The sequence below is a fragment of the Phenylobacterium sp. J367 genome, assembly GCF_024699985.1.
GTDB lineage: Bacteria > Pseudomonadota > Alphaproteobacteria > Caulobacterales > Caulobacteraceae > Phenylobacterium.
In genome coordinates, this window is the sequence record NZ_JAJONA010000001.1 from 1 (window position 1) to 21,398 (window position 21,398).

General features: G+C 66.8%; 33 protein-coding genes and 1 pseudogene. All 34 read right to left on the reverse strand.

What is annotated here, in order from left to right; all coding sequences use genetic code 11:
* Window positions 1-846: 846 nt before the first annotated feature.
* The 34 genes and pseudogenes from LRS04_RS00005 to LRS04_RS00170 all read right to left on the reverse strand — a co-directional run bounded on the left by LRS04_RS00005 (window position 847) and on the right by LRS04_RS00170 (window position 21,295).
* The gene (locus LRS04_RS00005; RefSeq protein ID WP_257814602.1) at window positions 847-1,098 is read right to left on the reverse strand and encodes a hypothetical protein; all 252 of its coding nucleotides are present in this window, start codon (window positions 1,096-1,098) and stop codon (window positions 847-849) included.
* Between the two features lie 99 nt (window positions 1,099-1,197).
* Entirely contained in the window at window positions 1,198-2,499 is a 1,302-nt protein-coding gene (locus tag LRS04_RS00010) for a hypothetical protein (protein WP_257814603.1), read from the reverse strand.
* Window positions 2,496-2,732: a hypothetical protein gene (locus LRS04_RS00015; protein ID WP_257814604.1), complete on the reverse strand. Its 237-nt coding sequence runs from the start codon at window positions 2,730-2,732 to the stop codon at window positions 2,496-2,498. Before LRS04_RS00015 ends, LRS04_RS00010 begins: the two co-directional genes overlap by 4 nt.
* Before the next feature lie 477 nt (window positions 2,733-3,209).
* Window positions 3,210-3,842, reverse strand: a complete 633-nt coding sequence (locus LRS04_RS00020) for a class I SAM-dependent methyltransferase (protein WP_257814605.1) — start codon at window positions 3,840-3,842, stop codon at window positions 3,210-3,212.
* 12 nt (window positions 3,843-3,854) lie between these two features.
* On the reverse strand, window positions 3,855-4,619 hold the full coding sequence (locus LRS04_RS00025; protein WP_257814606.1) for a hypothetical protein: 765 nt from the start codon (window positions 4,617-4,619) through the stop codon (window positions 3,855-3,857).
* A gap of 67 nt (window positions 4,620-4,686) precedes the next feature.
* A complete protein-coding gene (locus tag LRS04_RS00030) occupies window positions 4,687-5,484 on the reverse strand; it encodes a hypothetical protein (RefSeq protein WP_257814607.1) in 798 nt (265 codons plus the stop codon).
* A 4-nt stretch (window positions 5,485-5,488) separates the two neighbouring features.
* Complete coding sequence (locus tag LRS04_RS00035) at window positions 5,489-5,731, reverse strand: hypothetical protein (RefSeq protein ID WP_257814608.1); 243 nt, start codon at window positions 5,729-5,731, stop codon at window positions 5,489-5,491.
* An 11-nt stretch (window positions 5,732-5,742) separates the two neighbouring features.
* Entirely contained in the window at window positions 5,743-6,453 is a 711-nt protein-coding gene (locus tag LRS04_RS00040; RefSeq protein WP_257814609.1) for a hypothetical protein, read from the reverse strand.
* Window positions 6,453-6,617, reverse strand: a complete 165-nt coding sequence (locus LRS04_RS00045) for a hypothetical protein (RefSeq protein ID WP_257814610.1) — start codon at window positions 6,615-6,617, stop codon at window positions 6,453-6,455. The genes LRS04_RS00040 and LRS04_RS00045 overlap by 1 nt, the downstream gene beginning before the upstream one ends.
* A 67-nt stretch (window positions 6,618-6,684) precedes the next feature.
* Window positions 6,685-7,131: a hypothetical protein gene (locus LRS04_RS00050; protein ID WP_257814611.1), complete on the reverse strand. Its 447-nt coding sequence runs from the start codon at window positions 7,129-7,131 to the stop codon at window positions 6,685-6,687.
* Window positions 7,116-7,391: a hypothetical protein gene (locus LRS04_RS00055; RefSeq protein ID WP_257814612.1), complete on the reverse strand. Its 276-nt coding sequence runs from the start codon at window positions 7,389-7,391 to the stop codon at window positions 7,116-7,118. The genes LRS04_RS00050 and LRS04_RS00055 overlap by 16 nt, the downstream gene beginning before the upstream one ends.
* The gene (locus tag LRS04_RS00060) at window positions 7,391-7,801 is read right to left on the reverse strand and encodes a hypothetical protein (protein ID WP_257814613.1); all 411 of its coding nucleotides are present in this window, start codon (window positions 7,799-7,801) and stop codon (window positions 7,391-7,393) included. The genes LRS04_RS00055 and LRS04_RS00060 overlap by 1 nt, the downstream gene beginning before the upstream one ends.
* 117 nt (window positions 7,802-7,918) lie before the next feature.
* Window positions 7,919-8,752 carry a Mu-like prophage major head subunit gpT family protein gene (locus LRS04_RS00065; protein WP_257814614.1) on the reverse strand — a complete coding sequence of 278 codons (834 nt, stop codon included), beginning with the start codon at window positions 8,750-8,752 and terminating at the stop codon, window positions 7,919-7,921.
* 77 nt (window positions 8,753-8,829) lie between these two features.
* Complete coding sequence (locus tag LRS04_RS00070; RefSeq protein ID WP_257814615.1) at window positions 8,830-9,408, reverse strand: hypothetical protein; 579 nt, start codon at window positions 9,406-9,408, stop codon at window positions 8,830-8,832.
* A 35-nt stretch (window positions 9,409-9,443) separates the two neighbouring features.
* Window positions 9,444-9,920, reverse strand: a complete 477-nt coding sequence (locus tag LRS04_RS00075) for a hypothetical protein (RefSeq protein ID WP_257814616.1) — start codon at window positions 9,918-9,920, stop codon at window positions 9,444-9,446.
* Window positions 9,917-10,726 carry a hypothetical protein gene (locus LRS04_RS00080; protein ID WP_257814617.1) on the reverse strand — a complete coding sequence of 270 codons (810 nt, stop codon included), beginning with the start codon at window positions 10,724-10,726 and terminating at the stop codon, window positions 9,917-9,919. The genes LRS04_RS00075 and LRS04_RS00080 overlap by 4 nt, the downstream gene beginning before the upstream one ends.
* A pseudogene (locus tag LRS04_RS00085) lies at window positions 10,723-10,911 on the reverse strand (hypothetical protein); the annotation flags it as partial. The pseudogene LRS04_RS00085 and the gene LRS04_RS00080, both read right to left, overlap by 4 nt.
* A 246-nt stretch (window positions 10,912-11,157) precedes the next feature.
* Window positions 11,158-12,030, reverse strand: a complete 873-nt coding sequence (locus LRS04_RS00090) for a hypothetical protein (RefSeq protein WP_257814618.1) — start codon at window positions 12,028-12,030, stop codon at window positions 11,158-11,160.
* Window positions 12,024-13,037 (reverse strand): hypothetical protein, encoded by a 1,014-nt coding sequence (locus LRS04_RS00095; RefSeq protein ID WP_257814620.1) that lies wholly within the window; start codon window positions 13,035-13,037, stop codon window positions 12,024-12,026. Before LRS04_RS00095 ends, LRS04_RS00090 begins: the two co-directional genes overlap by 7 nt.
* A gap of 100 nt (window positions 13,038-13,137) precedes the next feature.
* Complete coding sequence (locus tag LRS04_RS00100) at window positions 13,138-13,260, reverse strand: hypothetical protein (RefSeq protein ID WP_257814621.1); 123 nt, start codon at window positions 13,258-13,260, stop codon at window positions 13,138-13,140.
* Window positions 13,261-13,263: 3 nt separating this feature from the next.
* Window positions 13,264-14,541 (reverse strand): PBSX family phage terminase large subunit, encoded by a 1,278-nt coding sequence (locus LRS04_RS00105; RefSeq protein ID WP_257818900.1) that lies wholly within the window; start codon window positions 14,539-14,541, stop codon window positions 13,264-13,266.
* A 1-nt stretch (window position 14,542) separates the two neighbouring features.
* Window positions 14,543-14,905, reverse strand: a complete 363-nt coding sequence (locus tag LRS04_RS00110) for a DNA-packaging protein (RefSeq protein WP_257814622.1) — start codon at window positions 14,903-14,905, stop codon at window positions 14,543-14,545.
* Between the two features lie 43 nt (window positions 14,906-14,948).
* Window positions 14,949-15,149 (reverse strand): hypothetical protein, encoded by a 201-nt coding sequence (locus LRS04_RS00115; RefSeq protein WP_257814623.1) that lies wholly within the window; start codon window positions 15,147-15,149, stop codon window positions 14,949-14,951.
* 764 nt (window positions 15,150-15,913) lie between these two features.
* Entirely contained in the window at window positions 15,914-16,297 is a 384-nt protein-coding gene (locus LRS04_RS00120) for a hypothetical protein (RefSeq protein WP_257814624.1), read from the reverse strand.
* An 830-nt stretch (window positions 16,298-17,127) separates the two neighbouring features.
* Complete coding sequence (locus LRS04_RS00125; RefSeq protein ID WP_257814625.1) at window positions 17,128-17,841, reverse strand: hypothetical protein; 714 nt, start codon at window positions 17,839-17,841, stop codon at window positions 17,128-17,130.
* Window positions 17,841-18,371, reverse strand: coding sequence for a hypothetical protein (locus LRS04_RS00130; protein ID WP_257814626.1), 531 nt, complete (start codon window positions 18,369-18,371; stop codon window positions 17,841-17,843). The genes LRS04_RS00125 and LRS04_RS00130 overlap by 1 nt, the downstream gene beginning before the upstream one ends.
* Before the next feature lie 6 nt (window positions 18,372-18,377).
* Complete coding sequence (locus LRS04_RS00135; RefSeq protein WP_257814627.1) at window positions 18,378-19,112, reverse strand: hypothetical protein; 735 nt, start codon at window positions 19,110-19,112, stop codon at window positions 18,378-18,380.
* The gene (locus LRS04_RS00140; RefSeq protein WP_257814628.1) at window positions 19,112-19,675 is read right to left on the reverse strand and encodes a helix-turn-helix domain-containing protein; all 564 of its coding nucleotides are present in this window, start codon (window positions 19,673-19,675) and stop codon (window positions 19,112-19,114) included. The genes LRS04_RS00135 and LRS04_RS00140 overlap by 1 nt, the downstream gene beginning before the upstream one ends.
* Window positions 19,672-19,992, reverse strand: coding sequence for a hypothetical protein (locus LRS04_RS00145; RefSeq protein ID WP_257814629.1), 321 nt, complete (start codon window positions 19,990-19,992; stop codon window positions 19,672-19,674). The genes LRS04_RS00140 and LRS04_RS00145 overlap by 4 nt, the downstream gene beginning before the upstream one ends.
* A complete protein-coding gene (locus tag LRS04_RS00150) occupies window positions 19,989-20,159 on the reverse strand; it encodes a hypothetical protein (RefSeq protein WP_257814630.1) in 171 nt (56 codons plus the stop codon). The genes LRS04_RS00145 and LRS04_RS00150 overlap by 4 nt, the downstream gene beginning before the upstream one ends.
* Before the next feature lies 1 nt (window position 20,160).
* A complete protein-coding gene (locus LRS04_RS00155; RefSeq protein WP_257814631.1) occupies window positions 20,161-20,538 on the reverse strand; it encodes a DUF1064 domain-containing protein in 378 nt (125 codons plus the stop codon).
* Window positions 20,535-20,672, reverse strand: coding sequence for a hypothetical protein (locus LRS04_RS00160; RefSeq protein ID WP_257814632.1), 138 nt, complete (start codon window positions 20,670-20,672; stop codon window positions 20,535-20,537). The genes LRS04_RS00155 and LRS04_RS00160 overlap by 4 nt, the downstream gene beginning before the upstream one ends.
* Window positions 20,669-20,797: a hypothetical protein gene (locus LRS04_RS00165; protein WP_257814633.1), complete on the reverse strand. Its 129-nt coding sequence runs from the start codon at window positions 20,795-20,797 to the stop codon at window positions 20,669-20,671. Before LRS04_RS00165 ends, LRS04_RS00160 begins: the two co-directional genes overlap by 4 nt.
* Window positions 20,798-20,860: 63 nt before the next feature.
* A complete protein-coding gene (locus LRS04_RS00170) occupies window positions 20,861-21,295 on the reverse strand; it encodes a hypothetical protein (RefSeq protein ID WP_257814634.1) in 435 nt (144 codons plus the stop codon).
* Between the last annotated feature and the right edge of the window lie 103 nt (window positions 21,296-21,398).

Sequence of the window (21,398 nt, forward strand, 5' to 3'; positions counted from 1 at the left end):
GGTTGACGCCCCGCATCCCCTCCGAGGCGGAACTGATAGAAGCCGGGGTCGGCTTGATGTTGTTCTGGTCGAAGTGGAGCTGAACGACGGCGCTGATTGATCGAACGTGAAGTCCGGCTGGTTCGGGCGGACGAACTCGGGCGCAACGCCTTGGTCGGGCCTGACAAACCCGGCGAAACGCCTTGATCCGGGCGCGTGTAGTCCGGCGGCGGCTGGGTCCCCGGGCGCTCGAACGTCGGCGCAGGCTGCGCGTCGGGGCGCGTCGCCGTCATGAGGTCAGTCGGGGTCCCACCGGCACCGGTCTGGGCCGGCGGCGGGGCGTTCGGGTCGGCCGGAGTCGTCGGCTGTGCCGGCGTGGACTGGGTCTGCGGGAGTTGCCGCCCCTCGTTCTGCCCATAGGTCTGGTGAGTGCCACTGGGCGAAGGTTTCCGGGCTTTGGAGGCCGTGCTGGCGGAAGGCCGGGCTGTTCGGGTCAGCCTTGGCGCTCTCCTGGAACTCCCGCATGACGTCGGGGTTCGCCTGGAGGTAGGCGTTCCAGTCGGGCCCGCTGGGCGAAGCCGTCGAGCCACCGCCGGTGGCCGGGCCGCCACCCGTTGCGGGCGCCGCAGTCGGGCCAAGGACGCGCGTGCCGAGTTGAGAGACCGCCGCGCTCCCGACATCGCGGTAAGGCGACAGGTCGGAGCGCGCCCGGTTGTAGATCTCCCGATTGACCTGCGCGTTCGCGTTGGCAGCGCTCTCCGCCGCGTCGGAGGCGCGGTTCGTCGCCGAGCGGTTGATGAGCGCAGAGCCGACCGCGCTGGCCGCGACTGCGGCAGCGACCCAAGGAAAAACCATGCGTAGAGACCTTTAGGTGAAGGCTTCCCAGAACAGGTCCGTCCCGGTCCCGTCGCGGTTGGCGAGCGGGCCGCTCGGAAGCGGCTGGCGGGCGGGGAACGCGACGGCCCAGACGGAACGGAACTCGTTGGTGGCGAGGCCGGCGGAAACCAGCGGGGTGCGCGCCTGAAGCGCCCGCTCCGCGCCCTTGGCCCGCCACTGGGCGAGGAGAAGCGGCGCGGGCAGGCCCCCATCAAGGAACAGGCGCGCGGAACGGATGCTCATGCCGCGTTCGCCACCAGCCGCTTGAACACCCGGCCGATGGGGTCGGACACTCGGAACTGAACGACCGCCATCTGGTGCGCCGGGACTGAGCCAAGCGCGTTAAACCGGGGGGAAGGTCTTGTATTCGCCCGTCGCCCCCATCGGGCGCTCTTTCCAGGCGCCGAACAGCTTGCCGGTGTCGCGCGAGATGCGGAGCTGAATCTTCGGGTCGGAGCCGTCCCCGTCGCGCGGCGCATCGCCGAGGTCGCAGATCATCGTCAGGCTGGCGATCGGCTGCGGAACCTCCGCCGCCTCGATCAGTGCGCAGCCCTGCGTGATGACCGGATCAGAGACGTCCGTCCGCCGATCTTCGTCCAGCCGATAGACCGTGGCGGCCAGCGCATCGCACGCCAGAACCACGTCGCCGATGTTGCAGCCGAGGTTGGCCCGCCAGTAGTCGTAACCGTAGCTCTCGAAGGTGGTCCAGCGCTCCCCTTCCCCGTCGAGGTCATAGACCCAGGTCGAGGACTGCGAGAGGCGCAGGACGTAGAACCGGTGGCCCGGGATGGTGAAGGTCCAGGCGACCAGATCCATGCTGTCCGCCTCGGCGATCAGCTTGGCGAGGCCCGGGGCCGAGACGATGCCCGGAACCCCGCCATCCCACCGCCGCACGTTGCAGCGGCTGTCCACGAACATCAGCGTCCCGACGCAGTTGACCGCCGTCGCCCGCGCCCGGCATCCGAAATCGTCGTCAAGCCCGCCATAGGGCGCGAACGGGTTGTTGCCGTCGCCGCTCAGCGCGAACACCTGGAAGGTGCTGGAGCCCAGCATGGCGAGCTGATCGCCCCGGGTCCGCACCGCCACCAGCGGGTCAGGCGCATATTCCGCCGACTGGAAGTCGAGGGGTTCCCACGAAACCGCCGCCGGGGCGAGGTAATAGAACTTGTCCGTGCCCGACGCGGAGGCGACGAAGTTCCCGGCGATGAAATCCACCGACGAGGCCCCAGCCTCCGGAAAGCTGGTGTCCTGCGTGACGAGGCCGTTCAGAACCTTGTAGAGCGCGCCGCCCGAGGCGATGTAGGCCACGCTGTTGAGGTCGGCGTCCTGCCCGAACGCGATATCCACCAGGTCATCGCCCGCCACCGCTCCGGTGAGCGCGGTCAGGACCCCGGCGGCCGTCAGGGTGTAAACGGCGGCCCCCGAGACCACGATGGCGCTGTTGTCGAACAGTCCGTCCCGAAAGCCGATGCCGCGAAGCTGGCCGGAGCCCACCGTCTTGAAGCTGGCGAGACCGGGCCGGGCGCGGAGTTGCAGCCGCGAGCCCGAAGGCGTCAGCACGCTCTCGGCGTAGAGGTTCTTGCACACCAGCGTCGGATTGCCGGTGCGCTCGTAGGCTCCGAATCCCAAGGCGATCTCACTCATGGCCACCCCGCATCAAGGTCTATCGCGTCGAGGTCGGCCCGGGTCTCGGCGCTCCGCACCAGATCCTTCATCCGCCACCAGTTGGCCTGTGCGACCGCCGCCCACGCCCGCAGCGCCCGAAGGATCAGCGACGCCTCGGAAAACGACACCACGAACGAGCGGTTGGAGGTCGCCCGGAAGCCTATCGGGATCGGCTCATCTCCCAGGCCGATCGCCTCCGCCTCGACGCACATGCCGAGCATCGCCAGCCAGTTCGTCCGATCCAGCTCGTTGCGGCATTGAAGGGTTTCCCTCGCCGAGGGCTGGGGCCGGGAAGCCACCGGCCAGGAAACGCTCGTAGCGAGAGTCGATCTGAGCGAGCCGCCGCTTCCGCCAAGGCGAGTTCGGGGTCAGGTCGTCCACCATCAAACACCGCTCCCAGATGCGCGCAGGCGGCGCGCTGAGCGCGTTCGCCTAGGTGCGCCTCAGGACGGCGCGAAAGTGATCAATTGACGCCGGATCGCCCGGTGGGTTGCTCCTCGCTCCGGCCGCGTTCATTGCCTGCACATAAAGTTCCGGAAGCAGCCGATAGAGCGCAGTGCGCGCCCTCCATGAAAGCGATTGCGGACCGGCTGGCCCCTTGTGCGCCTTTTGCTCGAAGCTTACGATTTCGAAAACCGTGCGCTCGCGCTGCTGCGGCGAGCGACTGACGGTTCCATGCGATGTGATGCTCAAAAAAGATTCAGATAAGGCCAGTCCCCGGGGCGTCGTCGCATTGCGTCGGCGTCGCCGGTTTCAATGACGAGCCATCCGCTAGGCTTGAGCATGGATCGGCAGTTACCCAGTGCGGCGGACGGGTCGTACAGGTGCTCGAAGATATCGAATGCGGTTATGACGTCGTAAGGCCTTCCGCTCCACATGAGTTCAGAGCTGTCGAGGAAGCCCTCGATGAATTCGCCGCCACCGGCGGTGTCGAGCCGGTTGAACCGAACAATATCAAGGGCTGATCGCCGCCCGCCCGCGGGCAGCGCCGCCAGCCACTCTCCGCCCGCCGCGCCGACATCGAGGATGTCAGCCCCGACAAGATCAAGCGCCTCAAGGCAGGCGATCTCGTCGGCGTAGTCATAGTTGCCGCCCCACAGCGACCCCTCGGCATCGGACGTCGCGTCGGTGAGTTCTTGCGGTGCTGGAACGACGGCCTTGAAGACAAGCCCACACGTTACACACCTATGTAAAGCAACGCCGCCCCTCGGCATCGGACGGCGACTGCCCCCAAAGCTATAGTATTTTGCCCTTAGCTTGCCGATCTTAGCGGACGCTGGTTCCTGGCAGGCTGGGCAGGCCCGCAATTCGATCCACTGCATTCCGGAACCGTATTACTGTTTAGGCGCCGGGACAACGGCTACGCCCAGCCCTGCGCGACCAGAGCATCGTACGTGACCTGCGCGTAGCCGGTGTTGCCCTTGGTGTTCGGATGGTAATCGGCGGCGGAAGTCAGGCAAGACAGCGGCCACAACCCATCCGCCACGTACTGCGTATCGTCCACCCCCGCCGTCGCTCAGCGACTGCATGTAGGCCAGGACCGGCACGGTGTTGTTCGGGTAGGCCGCCACGATGGCGTTCCACTTGGCGTCGCGGGCGATGCGGCCCGCCGAGCCCGTGGTTTCGCCCACCCCGATACCCGGCTCGATGATCAGGAAGCGGCTGTGGTTCAGCCGGCCGATGATCTCCGCGTAGGTCGCGAGGATCGTGGAAATATCCATGCCCGACATGTCGTCGGTCATGATCAGGGTGTCGCGCCAGAAGGCCGGGGTCAGCGCCCAGCGCGCGGCCTGTTCAACGAGGGTCGAGCCCCCGACGCCATCCATGCTGAGCGGGACGGTGAGAAGCGAATCCAGCGCCGAGCGCCAGCCGGAGGAGGCGAAGCTGTCGCCCAGCCCGTGGATGGCTCGCGTGCGCACGGGAAACAGGGTGGCCCGCTCGCTCAGATCCGGGATGCGCCGGGGCGCGTAGGCCAGCCGGGCAACCGTCCCGAACCACTGGTCGCCGCCGATCTTGTTGCCGATCACCAGCCGGGTTGGAGAGGGCACCGTGGCGCTGGTCGCGCCGGTCTCCGCCGCCCCGTTGAAGGACGCGGCCATGTCGTTGGCTCTCCAGGCCAGTGCGATCCCCGGTCTTCGTCGGACTGGATGCCGACGAGACTCGGGTTCATCTGGGTAACGCCGCCATCCACGACGATTGCCGAGAGGTTCGCGCCCGCCGAAGAGCGATAGATCGCCAGCCGCTCGTTGTTGCTGGTGTCATCGATCTGGACCAGCATCTGATCCGAGGTGCGGAAGCCCTGCGCGGTGCGAGCCCACGCGACCAGCGTGCCTTCGGTGTCGCTCCAGCCGGTGAAGGGCTTGAGGAGCCATTCGGGCCGATGACCAGGCTGTCCGCCGCGGTCCGGCTGGTCGCCATGAACGTCGAGGGATAGTCGCGCTCGCACTGGAAGCGCGTTACGTCGCCCGAGACCGTGAACGTGACCGCCGTCGTGCCGCCAAGCGTGAAGGTGACGGGGTTGCCTTCCGTCACGGTGCCGGTTGGGCCGCCCGACAGCTCAACCGAACCCGCGCCCTCAAGCCAGCAGACGTAGGTGGCTGCGGCGAGGCTTTGGGTCTGCGTGGCCGGTGCGGTCGGGCTCGTAAGGAACTGCGCGCGGTTGGCTTCCAGCACGAGGCCAAGGCCCTTCGCCGCCGCCGTCCGGTGCTGGCGGAGCGTGCCGCTGGAGGCCACCGCCCACGCCCCGGTGCTGTCGCGGTAGCCCGCCGCCGAGGCGCGACCGAACGTGGCTCCGATGGCCGTCAGCCAGCCGCTCAGCGTCGGATAGAGCGTGCCGTTGTAGTAGTACCGCCCGGCGACAAAATCCGCGTCCCACAGGAAAGCGTCGCCCCGGTCGTCGCGCAGAACCCAGGCATCGGGCGCTTGTCCCCGCCCCGTCAGCCCCAGCGAGAGCCCGATTTCCATCGACCTAGTACAGCGCCACGATGTCTGTGGCGTCGGTGCCCGTATCGAGCACCTTAGTCACCTGAATTGGAAGAACAGCGCCAGACGGTACGTTGGCAAACGTGGCGTTGCCGCCCTCTGCCATGGTGACGGTCAAAGGGCCTCCCGTGCCGACATACAGGGCGCGAGTTGCCGGGATGATTGTCGCATCACTCTGCGTAACCGCCACAGCCCTGCTGGCGCTGTACGTGCCGGTGCTCTTGCCCATGACGGCTCCTGCTAGTGATAGGGTGAGAGGAAGACCGACGCCTCTTCCTCGTCCCAGGACGAGAGTTGCGCGTAGAGGTCGCCGGCGCGGGCCTTGATCTCCGCGTACCCGGTCGGGTCGGTCAGGTGCATTCGGAACGGAAGGGCCAGCCTGGCGGCCAGGCCGTATTGCAGGACTTCCAGCCATTCCTGCGGGAGGTCGAAGTCGTTCTCCAGCGCGTCGAGGTCTTCGATCACCCGGAGATAGGTCACCCGGAGCGTGGTGGAGGCTGCGATGGTCGCGTCCGGCACGGGCCAGACGTAGAGCGTGCGCGTGGCCCGCTGAGGGTCGAAATAGGCTCCCAGCGGCGAGCCGGTGGAGAGCTTGTTCGGAAGCTCCTCGTACTCGTCGCGGCTGTAGATCTCCAGCGGCAGGTCGTTCTGCGACGTCCCCGAGCCGATCCGGCGGCGGGCGGACAGAACCTTGCGCATCAGGGTCACGGGAGACGACGTGTAGGAGGCGGTCGAAGCCACCAGCGTCACGGCGGCTTCGGTCTTCAGCCAGAGCTTCGGCGCCGGGTCCGCACCCCAGGTTTTAACCATGAGGTTCAGTTGCTCGAGCGCCTTGTCCATCTCCTCGGCGTCGGGGTCCTCACCCAGTGCACGCGCGCCGATCAGGATCAACGCCGCCGTGGCGATCTGGCGAACCGTGCGGGTGAAATCGACCGAACCTGACGTGGCCATCAGAGGTCGCTCTGGGTCACGTCGCCGGGCGACAGGAAGGTGTCGGTCGGTTCAGGGCTCGCCCACGGAACCCGCTGGTTGTCGGGGATGCCGCGCACGAAGTCCTGCGGGTGGCGCTGGTCAGCGAACCGGCGCAGCACATAGGCCCCGTCCCACTGCTTCACGCAGTCCGAGGCCCACGCCTTAAAACCGCTCCGCTGGCAGATTACTCTCCAGTCGCCGATGCGCTGTTCATCCGACATGCGCGAGGCCCTTCATGGCAAGAATTGCGCCGATCATGCCGCCCCCCATGACCTCCACCTCGTAGTCGGCGAAGCTGAGCTGGTTCACCGCGTCCTGCGCCTCGCAGGCCCACGTCGTGGTGGTGCGGAACTCCTGGTCGCCGACCTCGACGGTCACGTCCTGCCCGCTGTGGGGCTGGCTGACGGCGTGGTCGCGGCCATCCATGTAGCAACCGTCCCAGCCGAAGGTGCGGAAGCGCCTCCAGCCCATCATCCGGAAGAGGCTCATCGCCGTCAGCGTGATGCTGCACGCCGTGGGCACGCCGGCCGGGTGGCTGTCGCCGATGTGCCAGAGGCGGGCGTCCCGGCCCTCCAGCGCGGCGAAGACGTCGCTGTGGCACTTGCTGGCGACGAAGTAGGTGGTGGACGCCGGAGCGCCCTTCAGGAAGCTCGCCACGAGCGGTTGCGGATCGCAGCCCGCCCAGTAGGTCGGCGTCCCAGCTTCAGCGCTCCGTTGAGCGCGAGAGTGGTCTGGTGCTGACAGCGGTTGATCGCCTCGACGGCGCTGGGGCCGTTGGCGATGATCGTCAGGACGCCGGGCTTGTCGGCCTCGGGTTTCGCTTCGGGAAGGCCGCGCGCCGTGTTCTCCACGACGCGCTTCGCCAACACATCGTCCGGATAGGGAACCCGAACGTCGAAGTCGATGATGCCGAGCATCAGGCGCTGGCGACCACGCGCCAGCGGGTGGCGTCCTGCGCGATGTAGATGTTGCCCTTGTTCTGGGCGATGGTCTGCGTGCCGACCGCGTTGGTCGAGGCCGCGTTGATCCGGCCGCCGGTCTGCGGATAGACCTTCACGGCGGTCGCCGCGTCGTTATGGATCGACACCACCTTGCCGGTCGCCGCGGTAGGCAGCTTCACGGCGCGGGTCGTGGCCGAGACGGTCGTCACGATGTTGTGGAAGGCGGTGAGCGCCGTGGCGTTCGCCTGGCTGTTGGAGCCCGCGGCGACGACCGTCGCAACGGACTTGACCTGAAGGCCGGCCAGGGCGCCGGTCACGTCGCCGACGATGTTGCCGATGAAGCCGAGGGTCGATTGCACGTACCCGCGGAATTTCGTGGTGGCCATGTGGGGTGTCCCCTAGAGGGTGCGCCCGTCCGTCTCTCTAGGCGTCGCCTTAGGCGTCTGACGGGCTGGAAAAGGAGGTGGGGCGAGCCCGAAGGCCCGCCCCTAGTCGATGCCGGATCAGGCGCCGGCCGAGCCGTAGATGCCGCGAGGGTCGGTCCAGCCGAAGCTGTACCGCTCGTAGCCCTTGTACTTCAGGTTCGACGTGTCGAAGTCGTTATCCTGCGCGAACTCCGGAGAGATCCGCTCGAAGTGCTTCAGGCCGTTCGGGGCATTCGTCTTCACGAACCACGCGTCGGTGTCCGTGAGGTAGTGGTTCACCTTCGGGCCTTCCGGGAACATGCCCATCGTCCGCAGAGCGTTGACGGCGTTGTTCGCGGTGTCGTTCTGAAGCTGCGACTTCAGGATGCGGGTGGCTTCGAAGATGAGCGCCGGCGGCACGACCAGCGCCCGGGGCATCAGGGAGATGCGCAGGCCGCGGTCGTTGACGGCGTTCATGATCAGAACGGAGATGTCCTCCAGCGCGGCCTCGGAGAGGTCGGCCGGGGTGGTCAGCTCGTTCTGGAACGTGCCGGCCTGGATCGGGTGATCCGTCGCCAGCAGTTCCTTCGCGTCGCCGCCGGTGTAGGACGAGTTGAAGCCGCGGTTCAGGATGTTCGCAGCCACGTTCTCCTTCGTCTGACGGAAGGAGAAAGCGAGGTCGCGGGTCGAGCCCAGGGCCTTCTTCTCGTACTGATTGTCGTCGATCGCCTTGCGGGTCACGATGAAGCCCAGGCCGTATTCGACGTGGGTGTACGTCGAGGTGTAGCCCTGGCTGGTCGTGTCGTAGGAGACGCCGCCGCCCTCGTTCTTGATCGGCGCAAGGCCGAACCCAGGCATCAGCACCTCTTCCTCGCGGCCCTTGGTGGACGACTCGGAAGCGAAGATGTCCCGCCACTCTTGCGGGTGCTCCATGTACCCTTGCCCCAGACGGCGTTCAGCCCGGGCCAGAGAAGCTTCGCGATGGAGCCGGTGTTGATCGTGCTCATGGATCAGACCCCCGCGACTTGGTTGGCGAAGCGGTGACGGTTGAGCGCGACGAGCCACTTTGCGTGCTCGCCGACCTCATTGTCAGCGCGGTTGACGAGACCCACGATCTTGACGTCGAGGGTGTTGGTGGTGGCCTCGGTGGCGTTGTTCAGCTCCATGCCGGACAGGCCGGTCACGGTGCTGCCAGAGCCCACGACGACGTTGGCGTTGAAGCCGATGTCGTTCGCGGCGAGCGGGGTGCCGCCGGACACCTCCTGGATCTCGAACAGAAGGTCCGGATCGTCGGCGACGGCCAGCAGGCGCTGGGTCGAGGCGGCCCGGTACTTCAGCGAGTCCTGGGTGACGGGCAGGACGCCCACGACCACACCTTGGAAGATGTCGCCGGTGGCGGACTGCACCACGTCGGAGTACACGACCCCGTCGATGGTCTGGGCGGTGCCGGCGCCGGTCACGAGGTCGCCGACGAAGATGGCGGTCGCGTTGCCGGCGGCCACCGAATAGACGCGGAACGCCCCGTTGTAGGGCGCACCGTTCCGATGCCGGACGGGCTTGAGCCCGAACGGCGTATCAGCGTTTGCCATGTTGAAAATCCTCTCGGCGGCGCCCCGTCAGGGCGTCAGCCGGTTTGGTGGGAGATCGAGCTGCGGTCGCGCGGCTCGTATGTGTCGGTCATGCGCCCGGTCGTATCCGTCCCTGCCCGAAGGGCTTCCTCGAACGGCTTGAGGGCGTCTTCCTTCTCTTTCACGCCGAGGGCGTAGTCTTCGGCCCGGCATTCCATCAGGACGAGTTGCTGCGGTTGCCCGTCGCCACGCTTTCCTCCGTGGCGGGCGATCCGCGTGCCCATCCCGTCCGTGCGGGCCTCATCACTGCCGGCCTTCTCGGCGGCCAGGGCGTAGCCCAGTTCCTCCATCGCCATGATGCGGGAGGGGTCGTTGTCCACCCAGCGGCGGACGTAGCCCTTGCGCTGCGGCGCATCCAGTTTCTGCTTGAAGCCTCCCGTGGAGGCCCTGCGCCGGCGCTGCGACTTCGGGACGGCCCCACCTTCCGGTTGGGTGGCGGCGGTCGTTTGAGCGGGGTTTTCCTGCGTGCTCATTGTCCGAAGAAATCTTTCAGATATTGGGCCTCGGTCATGAGGCCCTGTTTCACCATGCGGTCCATGAAGGAGCGCGCATCGGCAGGGAGGTCGGCGCGGGACTTGCTGCCGCGTCGGGCCGGCGCTCCGCCGCCCTCCACCGCTGCGGCCTGCTGCCGGTTCGGGTTGGCGGGCTTGGCGAACTTCTCGGGGAAGGCGGCCTTCAGACGGCTCGTCGCCTCCTTCAGCCCAGCCTTGGGCTTGGTGTAACCCTCCTCCAGAACGTCCTTGCACAGGGCGTCGAACGCGGCGGAGAGCGCCCTGTCGGTTCCGTACCACTCGTTCTCGGCCTGCCAGGCTTTGAACTCCTCGTTCGGACCCTGTTCGGCGGGCTTGGCGCCCGCCTTGGCGTCGGCGCGGAGGTCCGCAAGCTCGTCCGCCGCATCCATGACGCCTTGGGCGTCGCCCGCCGCGGTCGCCTCCGCAATGCGCGCCTCGATGTCCCGCAGGGCGCGCTGGTATTCGCGCTCCGCCGTCTTCGAGTGGTGCTCGGCGAGCTTGGCGAGGTCCGCACGGGTGCGATCCAGCGCCTTTTCCAGCCGGGCGTTGTTGGCCTTCAGGAACGGCAGGAACTCCTCGCCGCGCTTGACGAAGGTTTCCGCATCGACCCACTTGGCCGGGTCGCCCTTGAACTGGCCCTGCGGGGTCCAGCCCATCGCAAGGGCGCGGTCCTCGACGGATGGGCCCTGATCCTGTTCGCCGCCCTGCGCTTCCGCGCCGACGACCTGCGACTCCTCGCCTTCGATGTGCTCCGGGGCTTCGCTCATTCGGACGCCCCCTCGATCACGGTGAGGAGGTCTTCATCGTTCATGATGATGTAGTCCTCGCCGTCCGCCCCCTTCTCCCGGGCGCCGGTGTACTGCGCGAACAGCACCCTCTCCCCGGGCATCGGCTTGCGGGCGTGGTCGCCCCAATCTCGGAACGCATTGCAGCCAACGGCGACAAGGGTGGCCTTGGTGGCTGCGTACTTGAGCGGTCGCGGGTCGTGTCGGCGAGGATGATCCCGCCCTTCGACACTTCCTCCACCGGGTCCGGCTTGACCAGAATCCGCTGGTCAACGGGGACATGCCCGCTGGCGTTATCCATGCTTGCCTATAGTGCTGGTGCTGAGCCCGGTTTCCTGCGGGCTATCGGGCGCTACTGCGCGCCAGATTCTGTCTCGTCCGCCTCGGGCGGGATCTCGTAGAAGTCTCTGACGTCAGCCCATTCCAGGGACGCCAGTTCCCCCATCAGGCGGGCCGAGCATTGCTCCGCCTCCGACATCGGGGTTCCCTTCGCCCATAGGCGGGCCGCCGCCTCCTGCCGGTCCTTGAAGAACTGGAGGAGGAGCGGGGTCAGCGGGTGGTTGGCCCATGCCTCGAACGTCTTGCGGTCGAACCTCCGGGGCTCCGCCATTCGCCATCATCTCCATGGCCTGACGCACGCCCTGCTGCACAGCGGCGTCGATGGCCGCCTTGAACTGCGGCGCCATCATCAGGGTTTCGAGTTCGGTCTTCTCGGTCTGGGCGTTGGTCTGGGCGATGTTCGCCGCGGCCTCCGCCGCCTTGATGCTCAGTTCGCGGTCCTTGGCGTCCGCCTTGGCCTTCTCGACGAGGAGCTTCGGATCGGGCGGCGGCGGGCCTTGCGGAGCCGGGAACAGCTCCTCGGGCTCCGGCACGCGGGCCGCTTCCAGCGCCCTCAGGGCAATGGCCCGGCTATCCGCCCCCGGCGCACCCATGAACTGCATGGTGAACTGCGCCTGCGCCATGCGCTGCATGTCCGTCGCCATGTTCGGGTCCGACACCGGCACGACGTCCATATCCCGCGCCTGGTAGTCGGCCTGCGCCACCACGCCTTCCACGTCCTGGAACGTGAAGTACGCTTCGGGTTGCAGGAACCGGCCATTCAGCCGGTAGAGGATCGCCAACTCCTTCTTCAGCGCTCGGTGCAGGCGCTTCACGATGGCGGTGAAGGTCTTCAGGCCCTGTTCGATCAGCGCCGAGACCGTGCCCACCGGCATCGTGCCGCGACCCGCGTCCCCGCCCAGAATGTCCTGCGTCGCCGTGACGTCCTTCGCCGCCTCGATCAGCATTCCGAGGAGTTGGAAGAGGACCGCGGACGGCCCTTGACCGGCAAGGGCACGATGCTCTGCTGGAGGTTGGCCCCCGCTGACGTGACCCGCTTCCATTCGCCCGGCTTGAAGCGCAGGTTGCCGGACTTGATCGACACGCCGTCGCCGATGAACCCGCCCTGCACGTTGGCCAGGTGGCCCGCGTCCATGAGCTGGTTGATGGTCGAGTTGATGGTGGCGGACAGCGGCTCCAGCAGGGTCCCGAACCCGATGTCGTAGAAGCTGCCATCCGGCGCCTGGATGAAACCGTACTTCGTAAAGGCGCGCGTCGGCGTGATCCGGACGATCTCGCCTTCCTCGCTCATCTCGACGCCTGTTTCGTCGTAGCGCGCGACGATCCGAACGACCCGCTCGGTCTCCTTGTGCACCGTGACGATGTACGGCTCGGGATAGCCGTCCTCGTCCAGGTCCCACAGCCGATGCTGTTCCAGGAACACGTGCGGCGCGTCGTCGTCGTTCGCCGCGTCCGGAGCCCGGCCCAGATCCACCCGCAGCCACAGGCCCGAGCGCATCTTCTCCTCGGCCTCGTACGGGTACATCGGCGGCAGGACGTGCGTCGCCCGCGGGCAGGTCTCCAGGTCGCGGGTCCAGTAGTTGACCACGAAGTCGCCGGCCGAGACGAGATGCGAGCAGTTGTAGCCCTTCAGCGGGTCGAACCACGTCTTGCGGAACGCACAGCCCACAATCGGAAGCTGGATCAGAAGGCGGTCGGTGTCCTCCTCCCAGTCGTCCATCTCCTCCAAGAGTTGCCAGGACATGTGCTTGCCGATGCGGTCGGCGCGGTCCTGCTTCTCAGGCGTCGGGCGGCCCTTGATGGCGCCCTTGACGATGTTCGGGCCGTCGATCATCGCCGGGTAGGCGCGGGCGTTGAACTGGATCGCCGCCGTCGAGATCAGCGGGAACTTGATGTTCGACGCCTTCGGCCAGGGATAGCTCTTCTCCTCCTTCGTCTGGAGGGCGAGCTTCATGGCCTCTTCGTATCGTTCGTCCCAGCCTTCGCGCTTACGGCTATCGACGTCGATCCGGTACTCTTCGCAGACCTTGGCGCCGATGCGGGCGAGCGTGTTCTCATCCAGGTCGAAGGCGAGGTTCGGGCTGTTGATCGCCGCGGCGAGGTCGAAGCCCGCGCGGCTGCTCCTCGGCCATCTCCTCTTCGGGCAATTCGGCTTCGGTGTCGAAGGCTTCGCTCACCGTCTAGTACCCCGTGGCGCTGTTGCGTCCTGCATCGTCGCGCCACTCCTCTTCGTCGTCGTAGGTGCCGCCCGGCTCTTGGTAGGCGATGCACATCAGCCCGAAGGCGTCCGCCGGGTCCGAGGCCCAGTCGTGCTCCGGCCCCAGCCCAGCCTTGCGCCGGTCGTCACGCCGCTCGTGGTAGGCCGCCAGCGCCTTGATGCCGATCGCCACCGTGGGCGTGTCGTTGAACCAGATGCGCGGGAACAGACGCCGCGCCGCAGCCACACGCTCGAGCGCCGCGCCCTTGCCCTGGTTGGGCGTGACGTTGACCTCAAAGCCCGCCGCTCGCAGTTGCTGCTGCGCCGAACCCGACGACGTGACCGTCACGTTCTGGCCGTCGTGGGGAAGCTCCATCAGGGCCTGGTCCCATCCGCCGGCCCGGAGCGCGCTGACGTAGTAACCCAGCTCCTGCCCGCGGCCCTCGATGTAGTCGAGCACGCGGATTTCACGCCCGACGAACTGCGCAACCCAGATGGCCGTCGCGTCGCGCCAGCCCAGATCCCAGAATGCCCGAACCCGCATCAGCGGATCGCGGGCCAGCGCCGTTATCCGGCCCTCGCTCCGCACCGCGGCAAGCTGGGCGGCGTAGTAGGCGCCATCGACCGCGGAGACGTACTCGCCACCCCACACATGGGCGGCCATCGCCGGGTCAACGCGGTAATCGTTCTCCATCTCCGCCAGCAACGGCGTATCGGCGAACCACGGATTGTCCTTCCAGGACACCTCGCGCACGATGCTGTTGGGCGGTGGCCCCGCTGGACCCCGGAACAGCATGTCAACCGGGTCGTGGTCGAACTCCGGGTTCCACGACCAGATCATCCGCGATCCGGGCTTCCGCATCGTCGGGCGGATCAGGCGGATGGAGCGGCCGGAGAAGCGGTTCGCCTCTTCGCCCCAGAACACATCGGCGCCCTCGAGCGACTTCAGCGCGTCGGGGTTTCGCCACATGCCCTTGTAGACGAACCGGCCGCCGTTCTTGGCGCGGGTCTCGTCCCTCAGGCTCTCGAAGTGATCCTCGAGCCCATAGTCGGCAATCTTGTCCTCGATGAGCTGCTTGACCGAGTCCCGCAGGCTCTCCTGGATCTCGCGGGCGCAGACGATCCGCAGCGGGCTTGCCGCGGCCTGGATCACGAGCGCCCCAGCGATGCTGTGCGACTTCGCCCCGCCCCGGCCGCCGTAGTAGGCGTAGTCCCGGTGCTGCGGGTCGAACAGCTCCCGGAACGCGCCCGGGATCTTCACCTCAGACAAACTTGACCGTCAGTTCCGACTTGATCGGCGCATCGGCGTCGTCGCCGCCAACGTGCGCGATCTTGTCTTTCCACTCCTCGGGCGCGGCGTTCTTCAGCGCGAAGATGCGCGCCGTCACCTTGGGCCCGCTGTCGCCGTCCAGAAGCCCGCGCTCCAGGATCGCCGTGCGTTTGGCCTGGCCGACTTTTACCGCTTCCGAAAAGTCGGGGTGCGCAGCCATCCACTCGTTGATGGAAGAGCGCGCCACGCCGATCTCGCCGGCATAGGCGGTGAGGCTGTAGCCCTGCCCCATGAACTCTTTCACGCCCTCGCAGTAGGAGGGGTCGTACTTCGTTGGGCGCCCGACCTGGGCCATATCCCCTCCTCTGCCGCTCGGTTTCTGTTGCGGCGTCGGTTGGTTAGATCTGCTCTTGCGGCACCTGGCTGAAGCGCAGGGCGTTGGCGAGTTCTTCGTCCTTGATCCAGCCGACCTTGATGTAGGACCCGCCGCCCATGTGCTTCCAGATGGCGCCGTCGTCTCCGACCACCACCCAGGCGCGGGACTGTTCGTGGGCCTTGAGGGCTTGCTGGATCAGGCCGTGAAGGACTTGCTCCGACACGGCCTCAGGCCCTCCCCCGCGCCCGGGCCTCGTACGCCGCCATCAAGCCATCGGCGTTGGGGACGGCCATGAACTCCAAGGAGAGCCGGTTGAGAGCGATGTCGCAGTCCAGGCACACGCCGAGCCAGCGGTTTCCGTTGGCGCAGACCTGCCACTGGTGGAGGGACGGCGAGCCACAACGAGAACAGGGCACCCGATGGATGCCGCGCGCGGTGTAGGGCTTCCGCCTCCCGGTCATCGTGACCTCGCGTGAGGGTGAGCCGCTTATGCGGTAGAGCGCATACCGCTTGGTTATGCGGGTTTGCGAATAAGGAGCCCGCTCGCAGACCTCTTGCGTACAGACAATGTTGGCGGGTGTGTCTGGGCGGGCGTTGGGTTGCCGCAGGCAAGCGGCGAAGTGGGCATGGCCTTCCCAACGTGGCGCGAGTCGAACTCAGCGCCTGGGTTGCCCGGCCGGCACGGCACGGAACGCGGACAGTGGCCAACTGCGCTTATAACGCGGGCGCGCGAGCTTTGCAACAACTAATAGCGGTCACGTGTGCGTGAGTCCGCTAGATGTGCTATTCGGCGTCGCCCTTCGGCGGCAGGAAGGCGCTCACCCGGAGCGACAGGTACTTGCCCTTCGCGTTGGACTGTATCCAGCCGCCGAGCTGCATGGTGGAGCCGTCGGGCAGGGTCAGCGTGCCCTTATAGTCGGGCTGGTGATCCTTCCTCCTTGCGATCGTTCTTGAACAGCGTGCCGGTGCCGGGCTTGGGAACGTAGCTCATGCCGCCCTCTTCTCGTCCATGGCGCCGCTGTAGTCGGGCTCTTCGTCCGGCTCGGGCTCGACCTTCACCCCGAGGAACGCGCCCAAGGCCCGAAGCTTCTCTTCCTCGCTCATGGCCTTGAAGTCTTCCAGCTTCTGCCAGGTGCTTCGCTCTGCGCCCTTGGCTCGGGTCCGGCTGAGCGTGCGGTCGAACTTGCCTGCGTCCTCTGCGGTGCGGAGCTTGTCCACGAAGGCGTCGGGGATCGGCGTCGGGATTCGCCGGCCGTCCTCGCGGGCGTGATCCAGAACTTTGTACACGCCGAACACGTCCTCGACGCGCCACAGCTCGCGGGGCTCTACGCGGGTGAAGAGGTAGCCGACCAGCAGCGGGCGCTCCTTCACCTCGCGGGTCTTGCCGTCCCGCTTGTAAGGCCCCCCAGCGGCGTTCGCAGGGGAGATACACGTCGAAGTCGCCCGATCCCCAGCCGCGCTCGCGATAGAGTTCGCGGAGGCTGGCAACGGTCTTCTGCTCCTGCCGGGTCGCCGTTCGGACGGCGTACCATTTCGGCTGTTCGGCTGCGTCGTCCATCTGTTCCTCGATAATGCGCTAAGTGGGTTGTTTTGTCTAGTGTTTCTGCTATTCTGAACGCGCTGCAGAGCTGGCTTCCGCCAGCAATGCCAGCGATGCTACGAGCACGGCGACAAAGGCTGGCCACTCCCCGGCAAGCGCCGTCTGGGGCATGGCGAAGCCGAGCGCCAAGTAGGTGAGCATCCTCACCGGATCACCACGTGCTCGGCGAGCCACAACACCCCGGCAAGCAGGCAGCCGAGGCTAGCCACCACACCGATGACGGACAGGACGCAAAGCGCCCTAATCAGCGGCCCAACATCAGGCATCATTCACCCCTCTCCTTCTCCATCTGGTCTTTGATCTCCAAGAACCAGAGCTGCTGTAAGGTCGTGACCAGATCCAGATCGAAGCTCTTCGGCTCGCACAGCCATCGCGGCATGGTGTTCGTATCCGGCCTGAGTTCTGTTCGGAGCCGCTTCCTCAACAGCCTTCCAGGCTTCACACAGAGCCCGGAAGCAGGAGGAGGCGCGTTCGATGTTGTAGGCCCGGTCTTCCCGGGAGAGATCACCAGACGCAGCCCCGTGGCCGTGGAACGAGAGCTTCCCAGCGATCACAGCAACAGCCTTCGCGGCCGATCCGAGGGCGTCGGGGGCGTGGCGGGTCATGCGGCGAGCTCGCCCACCCGGTAGGCCAGGTATTGCAGCCACAGGTGCTCCATGTAGGCCGGCGGGATCGCTTCACTCAGTTCGTTGAGCGTCGCCCAATCCATACCCATGGCTTCTGAGCACGCGGCGCGGTGTCCGCCCTCCCAGACGTCGCGAGTGCCCCGGCCTCCGAACTTGGCCGAGCGCTTCCGGCCGTGGCCGCCATAGACTCCGATGACGGGGCCGCCGGAGTGAGCGCACTGGCAGGGGGCGCTGATCGGAAAGCTCGCCATGAAGAGGCGGTGGCGGTGGAGTTCGCAGCCCTGCGCCCCCAGGCCAAACATCGTGCCGCAAAGCGTGATCGCGCCGGGCATCCACGGGGCGGCGTCTTCGACGTTCTCCAGGGTCCAGTCGCAGCCGCTGGCCTTCAGGATAGCCAGCGTATCGGGGATCTGGTTCGGGTGCTCGTCACCCTTGGCGCCCGGCGCGTGCTTCAGCTTCGTGAACTTCTGACACTTCGGCGAGGCATGGACGAAGTCGAACCGCTCGCGCAGCTCTTCAGCGGTGATCGCCAGCACGTCCCGCTGCTCGAAGGCGTCGCCGCAATAGCGGCGCTGCGGCTTGATATCGAAGCCGGTGACGTGGATGCGGACACCGGCCCGGGACGCGGCGCGCTGGATGCCCCGCGTCGCTCCGCCCGAACAGCAGTAGAGATCAGCGACCCGCAGCATCACTCGGCCGCCATGGGCGCGCGCTGCGCCTCGAACAGCTTCGACCGGAGGCGTGAGGCCTCCTCCAGGTGGCGCTTCTCCTCGGCCTTCCAGATGCGCCAGTTGTCGGGCATCTCCTCGGCATCCAAGTGAACGCCCATCATCCGCTTGCCTTGCGAGGTGTTGCGGAACATCGGCCCGGCCTTGGACCCCGCCTCGTGGGCGAGGATCGTGTGCTCCCGGATCTTCTCGCGGAGGCTCATGGCGGCGTACTCGCTCGCCGTCGCCGGGCGCCAGATCTGAACCCGCTCGCCCTGCACCGGCAGGCTTTCGCGGATCAGCGGCAGGAGCTGGCCGGCGGTCGGAAACTTCGCCGTCCCCGAGTGCCGCCACTTCCGGCAGGCCGTGTTGATCGAATCCAGCGGGAACTCGGCCAGGTCGTTCGCCCAGTCCCGCAGCCAGAGCGTCCGCTGCTCCACGCTCATCAGCGGCGGGCGGCAGTGGACGGCGAGGGCTTCGATGGCGTCGTAAACTTCGGTCTTTTCGGCCATTGGGGTCTAGCTTTCGAGGGCTCTGCGGCGGGCTTCGGCGTGGTCGGCGGCGATCTGGGCGACCATGCCCGGAGGCCCCTGCCCCCTCGGCGCAACCCGGGCTTCGGGGATCTCCAGCGCGGCGCGGTTCTCGGCGATGGAGCGGGCAATGGCCGCGTCGAAGAACTTCCAGGTGCTGATCCGGGAGCGTTGCTTGGCGCACACGCCGGTCACGACCGGCAGGACGTCGTGCTCCCAGCTTGCGCCCTCCCGCTTCCAGGCGATCAGCCGGCCGACCGTGGTGTGCAGGTCCGGCGAGCGGTTCAGGTCGAGGTGCGGGCTTGCGGCGGCTTCGACCAGCAGCTTGGCGAGGTGGGGACCGTTGCCCTTGGGCCAGTCATCGGCGGGTTTCTGAGCACGCTCGCGCGTTTCACCACCATCACCACCACCAACCTCTTCTGAACGAAGTGAAGAAGAGATAGGGTTAACTACCTGCGCGTACGTACGAGGGGCGACGTCCGCTTCCTCACGCTTCGTCACGGCATTGTCGGCATTGTCACGCTTTGTCACGTCCTCGGGCGTGACGTCGGCAGTCGTCCGCTCGCGGTGCCTCGCCTGTCGATCGCGGTCGACGGCGCGGCGGCGCTGCGTGGCGGCGGCGGCCTCTTCGTCGGCGCGCATGGAGTTCAACAGCGCAACCTTGGCCTCGGTCGGCGCATCCATCTCCATGAGGAGGCGCATGGTGCGGTCGGAAAGGAACACTACTCCGCCGCCTCCAACGTGACGGACGCCTGGGCCCGATATGCGTCCAGGCGTCTGCGGTGCGCCGCGTCGGCCCATGAGACCGTGCTGTGGTCACGGTTGAAGAATTTGCCGATCTGGAGCGTGCTCCAGCCGACCTGACGCATCAGGGACATGGCCTCTTGGCGCGGAACGACGAGGTAAGGCTGGCGCCCGGGAGACCTCATCTCCTTGACGCTGATCTCGTACCGCTCAGCCACAAGATCGGCGATGTCCTCCATCCGCCTGTCCGGCATTCGCGCCTCGATGGCGGAAAGGTGAAGCGGGGCGGCCCGCCTCCTTTTGGGCTCGTCGCCGGCCGCGTTGGCAGGCAGGCCCAGAGCCACCAGGAGGGCCCGGCGATGCGGATACGCTCGATCGCCGCCAATGCCGCCACCGACGCCATCGGCCTTGTAGAACCGCACCTCGCGCCCACTCGGGCTCACGAAGAACTCCAGCTCGACGCCGTGCGAGAACCGAACGGTTCCCGCGTACCAGCCGTCGGTGCGCTTGAGGTTGACGACCTCGGCGGTGATCCGGCTCATGCCGCCACCCGATAGGCCGCGCGCAGGTCGTAGAAGGGAAACCCCTTGCCGTTGTTAGCGCGCGCCACCTGCATGAGGTGAACGTCGTCGCTGGACCGCACCGGGTCGGGCCGACTGCTCAGGGCGGCAGCGGCGGCGGTCGCGCGGGCCGGGATGTGCTCTGCGCCGAGCTTTGCCCGGATAGAGTTCGTGGTTCGGCCGAGCGCAGCCGCCATCTCCTCTACGGTCGCGCCAGCTTCGATCATCGCGTTCAGCGCGATGACGCGCTCCGCGGTCCAGCCGTTACGAGGGCGCGAGGGAACGCTTACGGTCTTCATGCGGCCCTCCTGGGCTTGCCGGTGAGGCGGTCGGCGATGCGCTGATAGGCAGAGGCGGTCTGCGCGCCGCCGTCGCCGTCGCGGTGCGCGAGGATGCCGGCGATGTGCGCGGCCATCTCGCGCAGCTCCTCGCTGGAGCGGTCGTGGAGATCTTGGACGTCGATCATCTCAGACCTCCCTCACCGGGAAGCCGTAGATGGCCTTGAAAAGCTTGGACTTTAGCCGCCAAACAGGTAGAGTGCGGGTGTAGGCGGACTTCACGTCCTCCACCACGACTTCGCCCTTCTCGCGGTACTCGAAGTCCACGATGAGCTTGGCGACGCGCACGCCGTCCACGGTCAGCGGATAGGGCACCTGGCGGCGGAGGTTGGTGATCTGGCCGGCGCGCTCCAGGAGCTGAAGTTCGCCCCAGCGCTTGGCTTCCTTGGCGCTATCGAACTCGATCCCGCCGACCGTGGTCTTGCGGTTGCCGTACTTGGTCTTCCGCCGGGCGTCGTGATCCGCCAGCTCGCCAAGCGTCTTGAGGGGGCTGAACGGGCGGGTCACCGGAGGAAGCTCCAGCAAGCGAACGCAACCGCCACCCCGATCCATCCGAACGGGGTGCAGAAGATCACCACCAGGGCAGAGGCAATGCCAAGGCCTATGGCGTCATAGGGTTTGAGGTTGGTGAGGTCGGTCATGCGAACACCCGCACGGCCAGATAGATGCCACCGCCAAGCGCCACGCCGCGGCAAGCGCTTAGCCAGAGCCGGTTGATGTCGAGCGTTGCGAGCCCGATAAGGACGCCGCCGAGGAAGGCTTCCATCATCGCCCTCCCCGCAGATCAGCGAGGCGCTTTGCAGCCGTCAGGCGCGCGGCGAACCCGGGCTTATAGGTGAACCCGAGGATTTGGAGGGCGAGACCCAGCCCCCACAGCAGCCACAGGGCGGCGGCGTAGAAACGCCTCGGCATCGGCGAGTTCACGCGCTCGCCGCTCTCGTGCCTGAGCTTCATGCTCAAGCTCCCTTCTCTCAGCTTCGATGAAGTCTTCGAGGCTGTGGCCGATCACGCTCCCCATGATCGGCAGGACCACACGCCAGCCGCCGTTGCGGTGACGGATGATCTTTTCCCAGACAGCCTCCGAGGCGTTGCCTTTCAGAAGGTCTTTCGCCTCGTACGTTTCGAGATCCCACGTCTCGCGAACCCAAGCCTGGGGGGCCTTGTCAGCCTTCGCCGCAGACCGGCTCGCGAACACCATCAGCGCATCACGGCGCCGGCGGTTGAGGGGTAAAATGGTCCCTCCGAGGGAGGTGATCTCGTCCATCGTTACGTCCATCGTTGCCTCGCTTGCGGCGCGGGGCCGCTGGGGCAATCGGACGGATGGACATGACGGAGGTTGGACGGACGGACGGACTTACCCAGGCTTT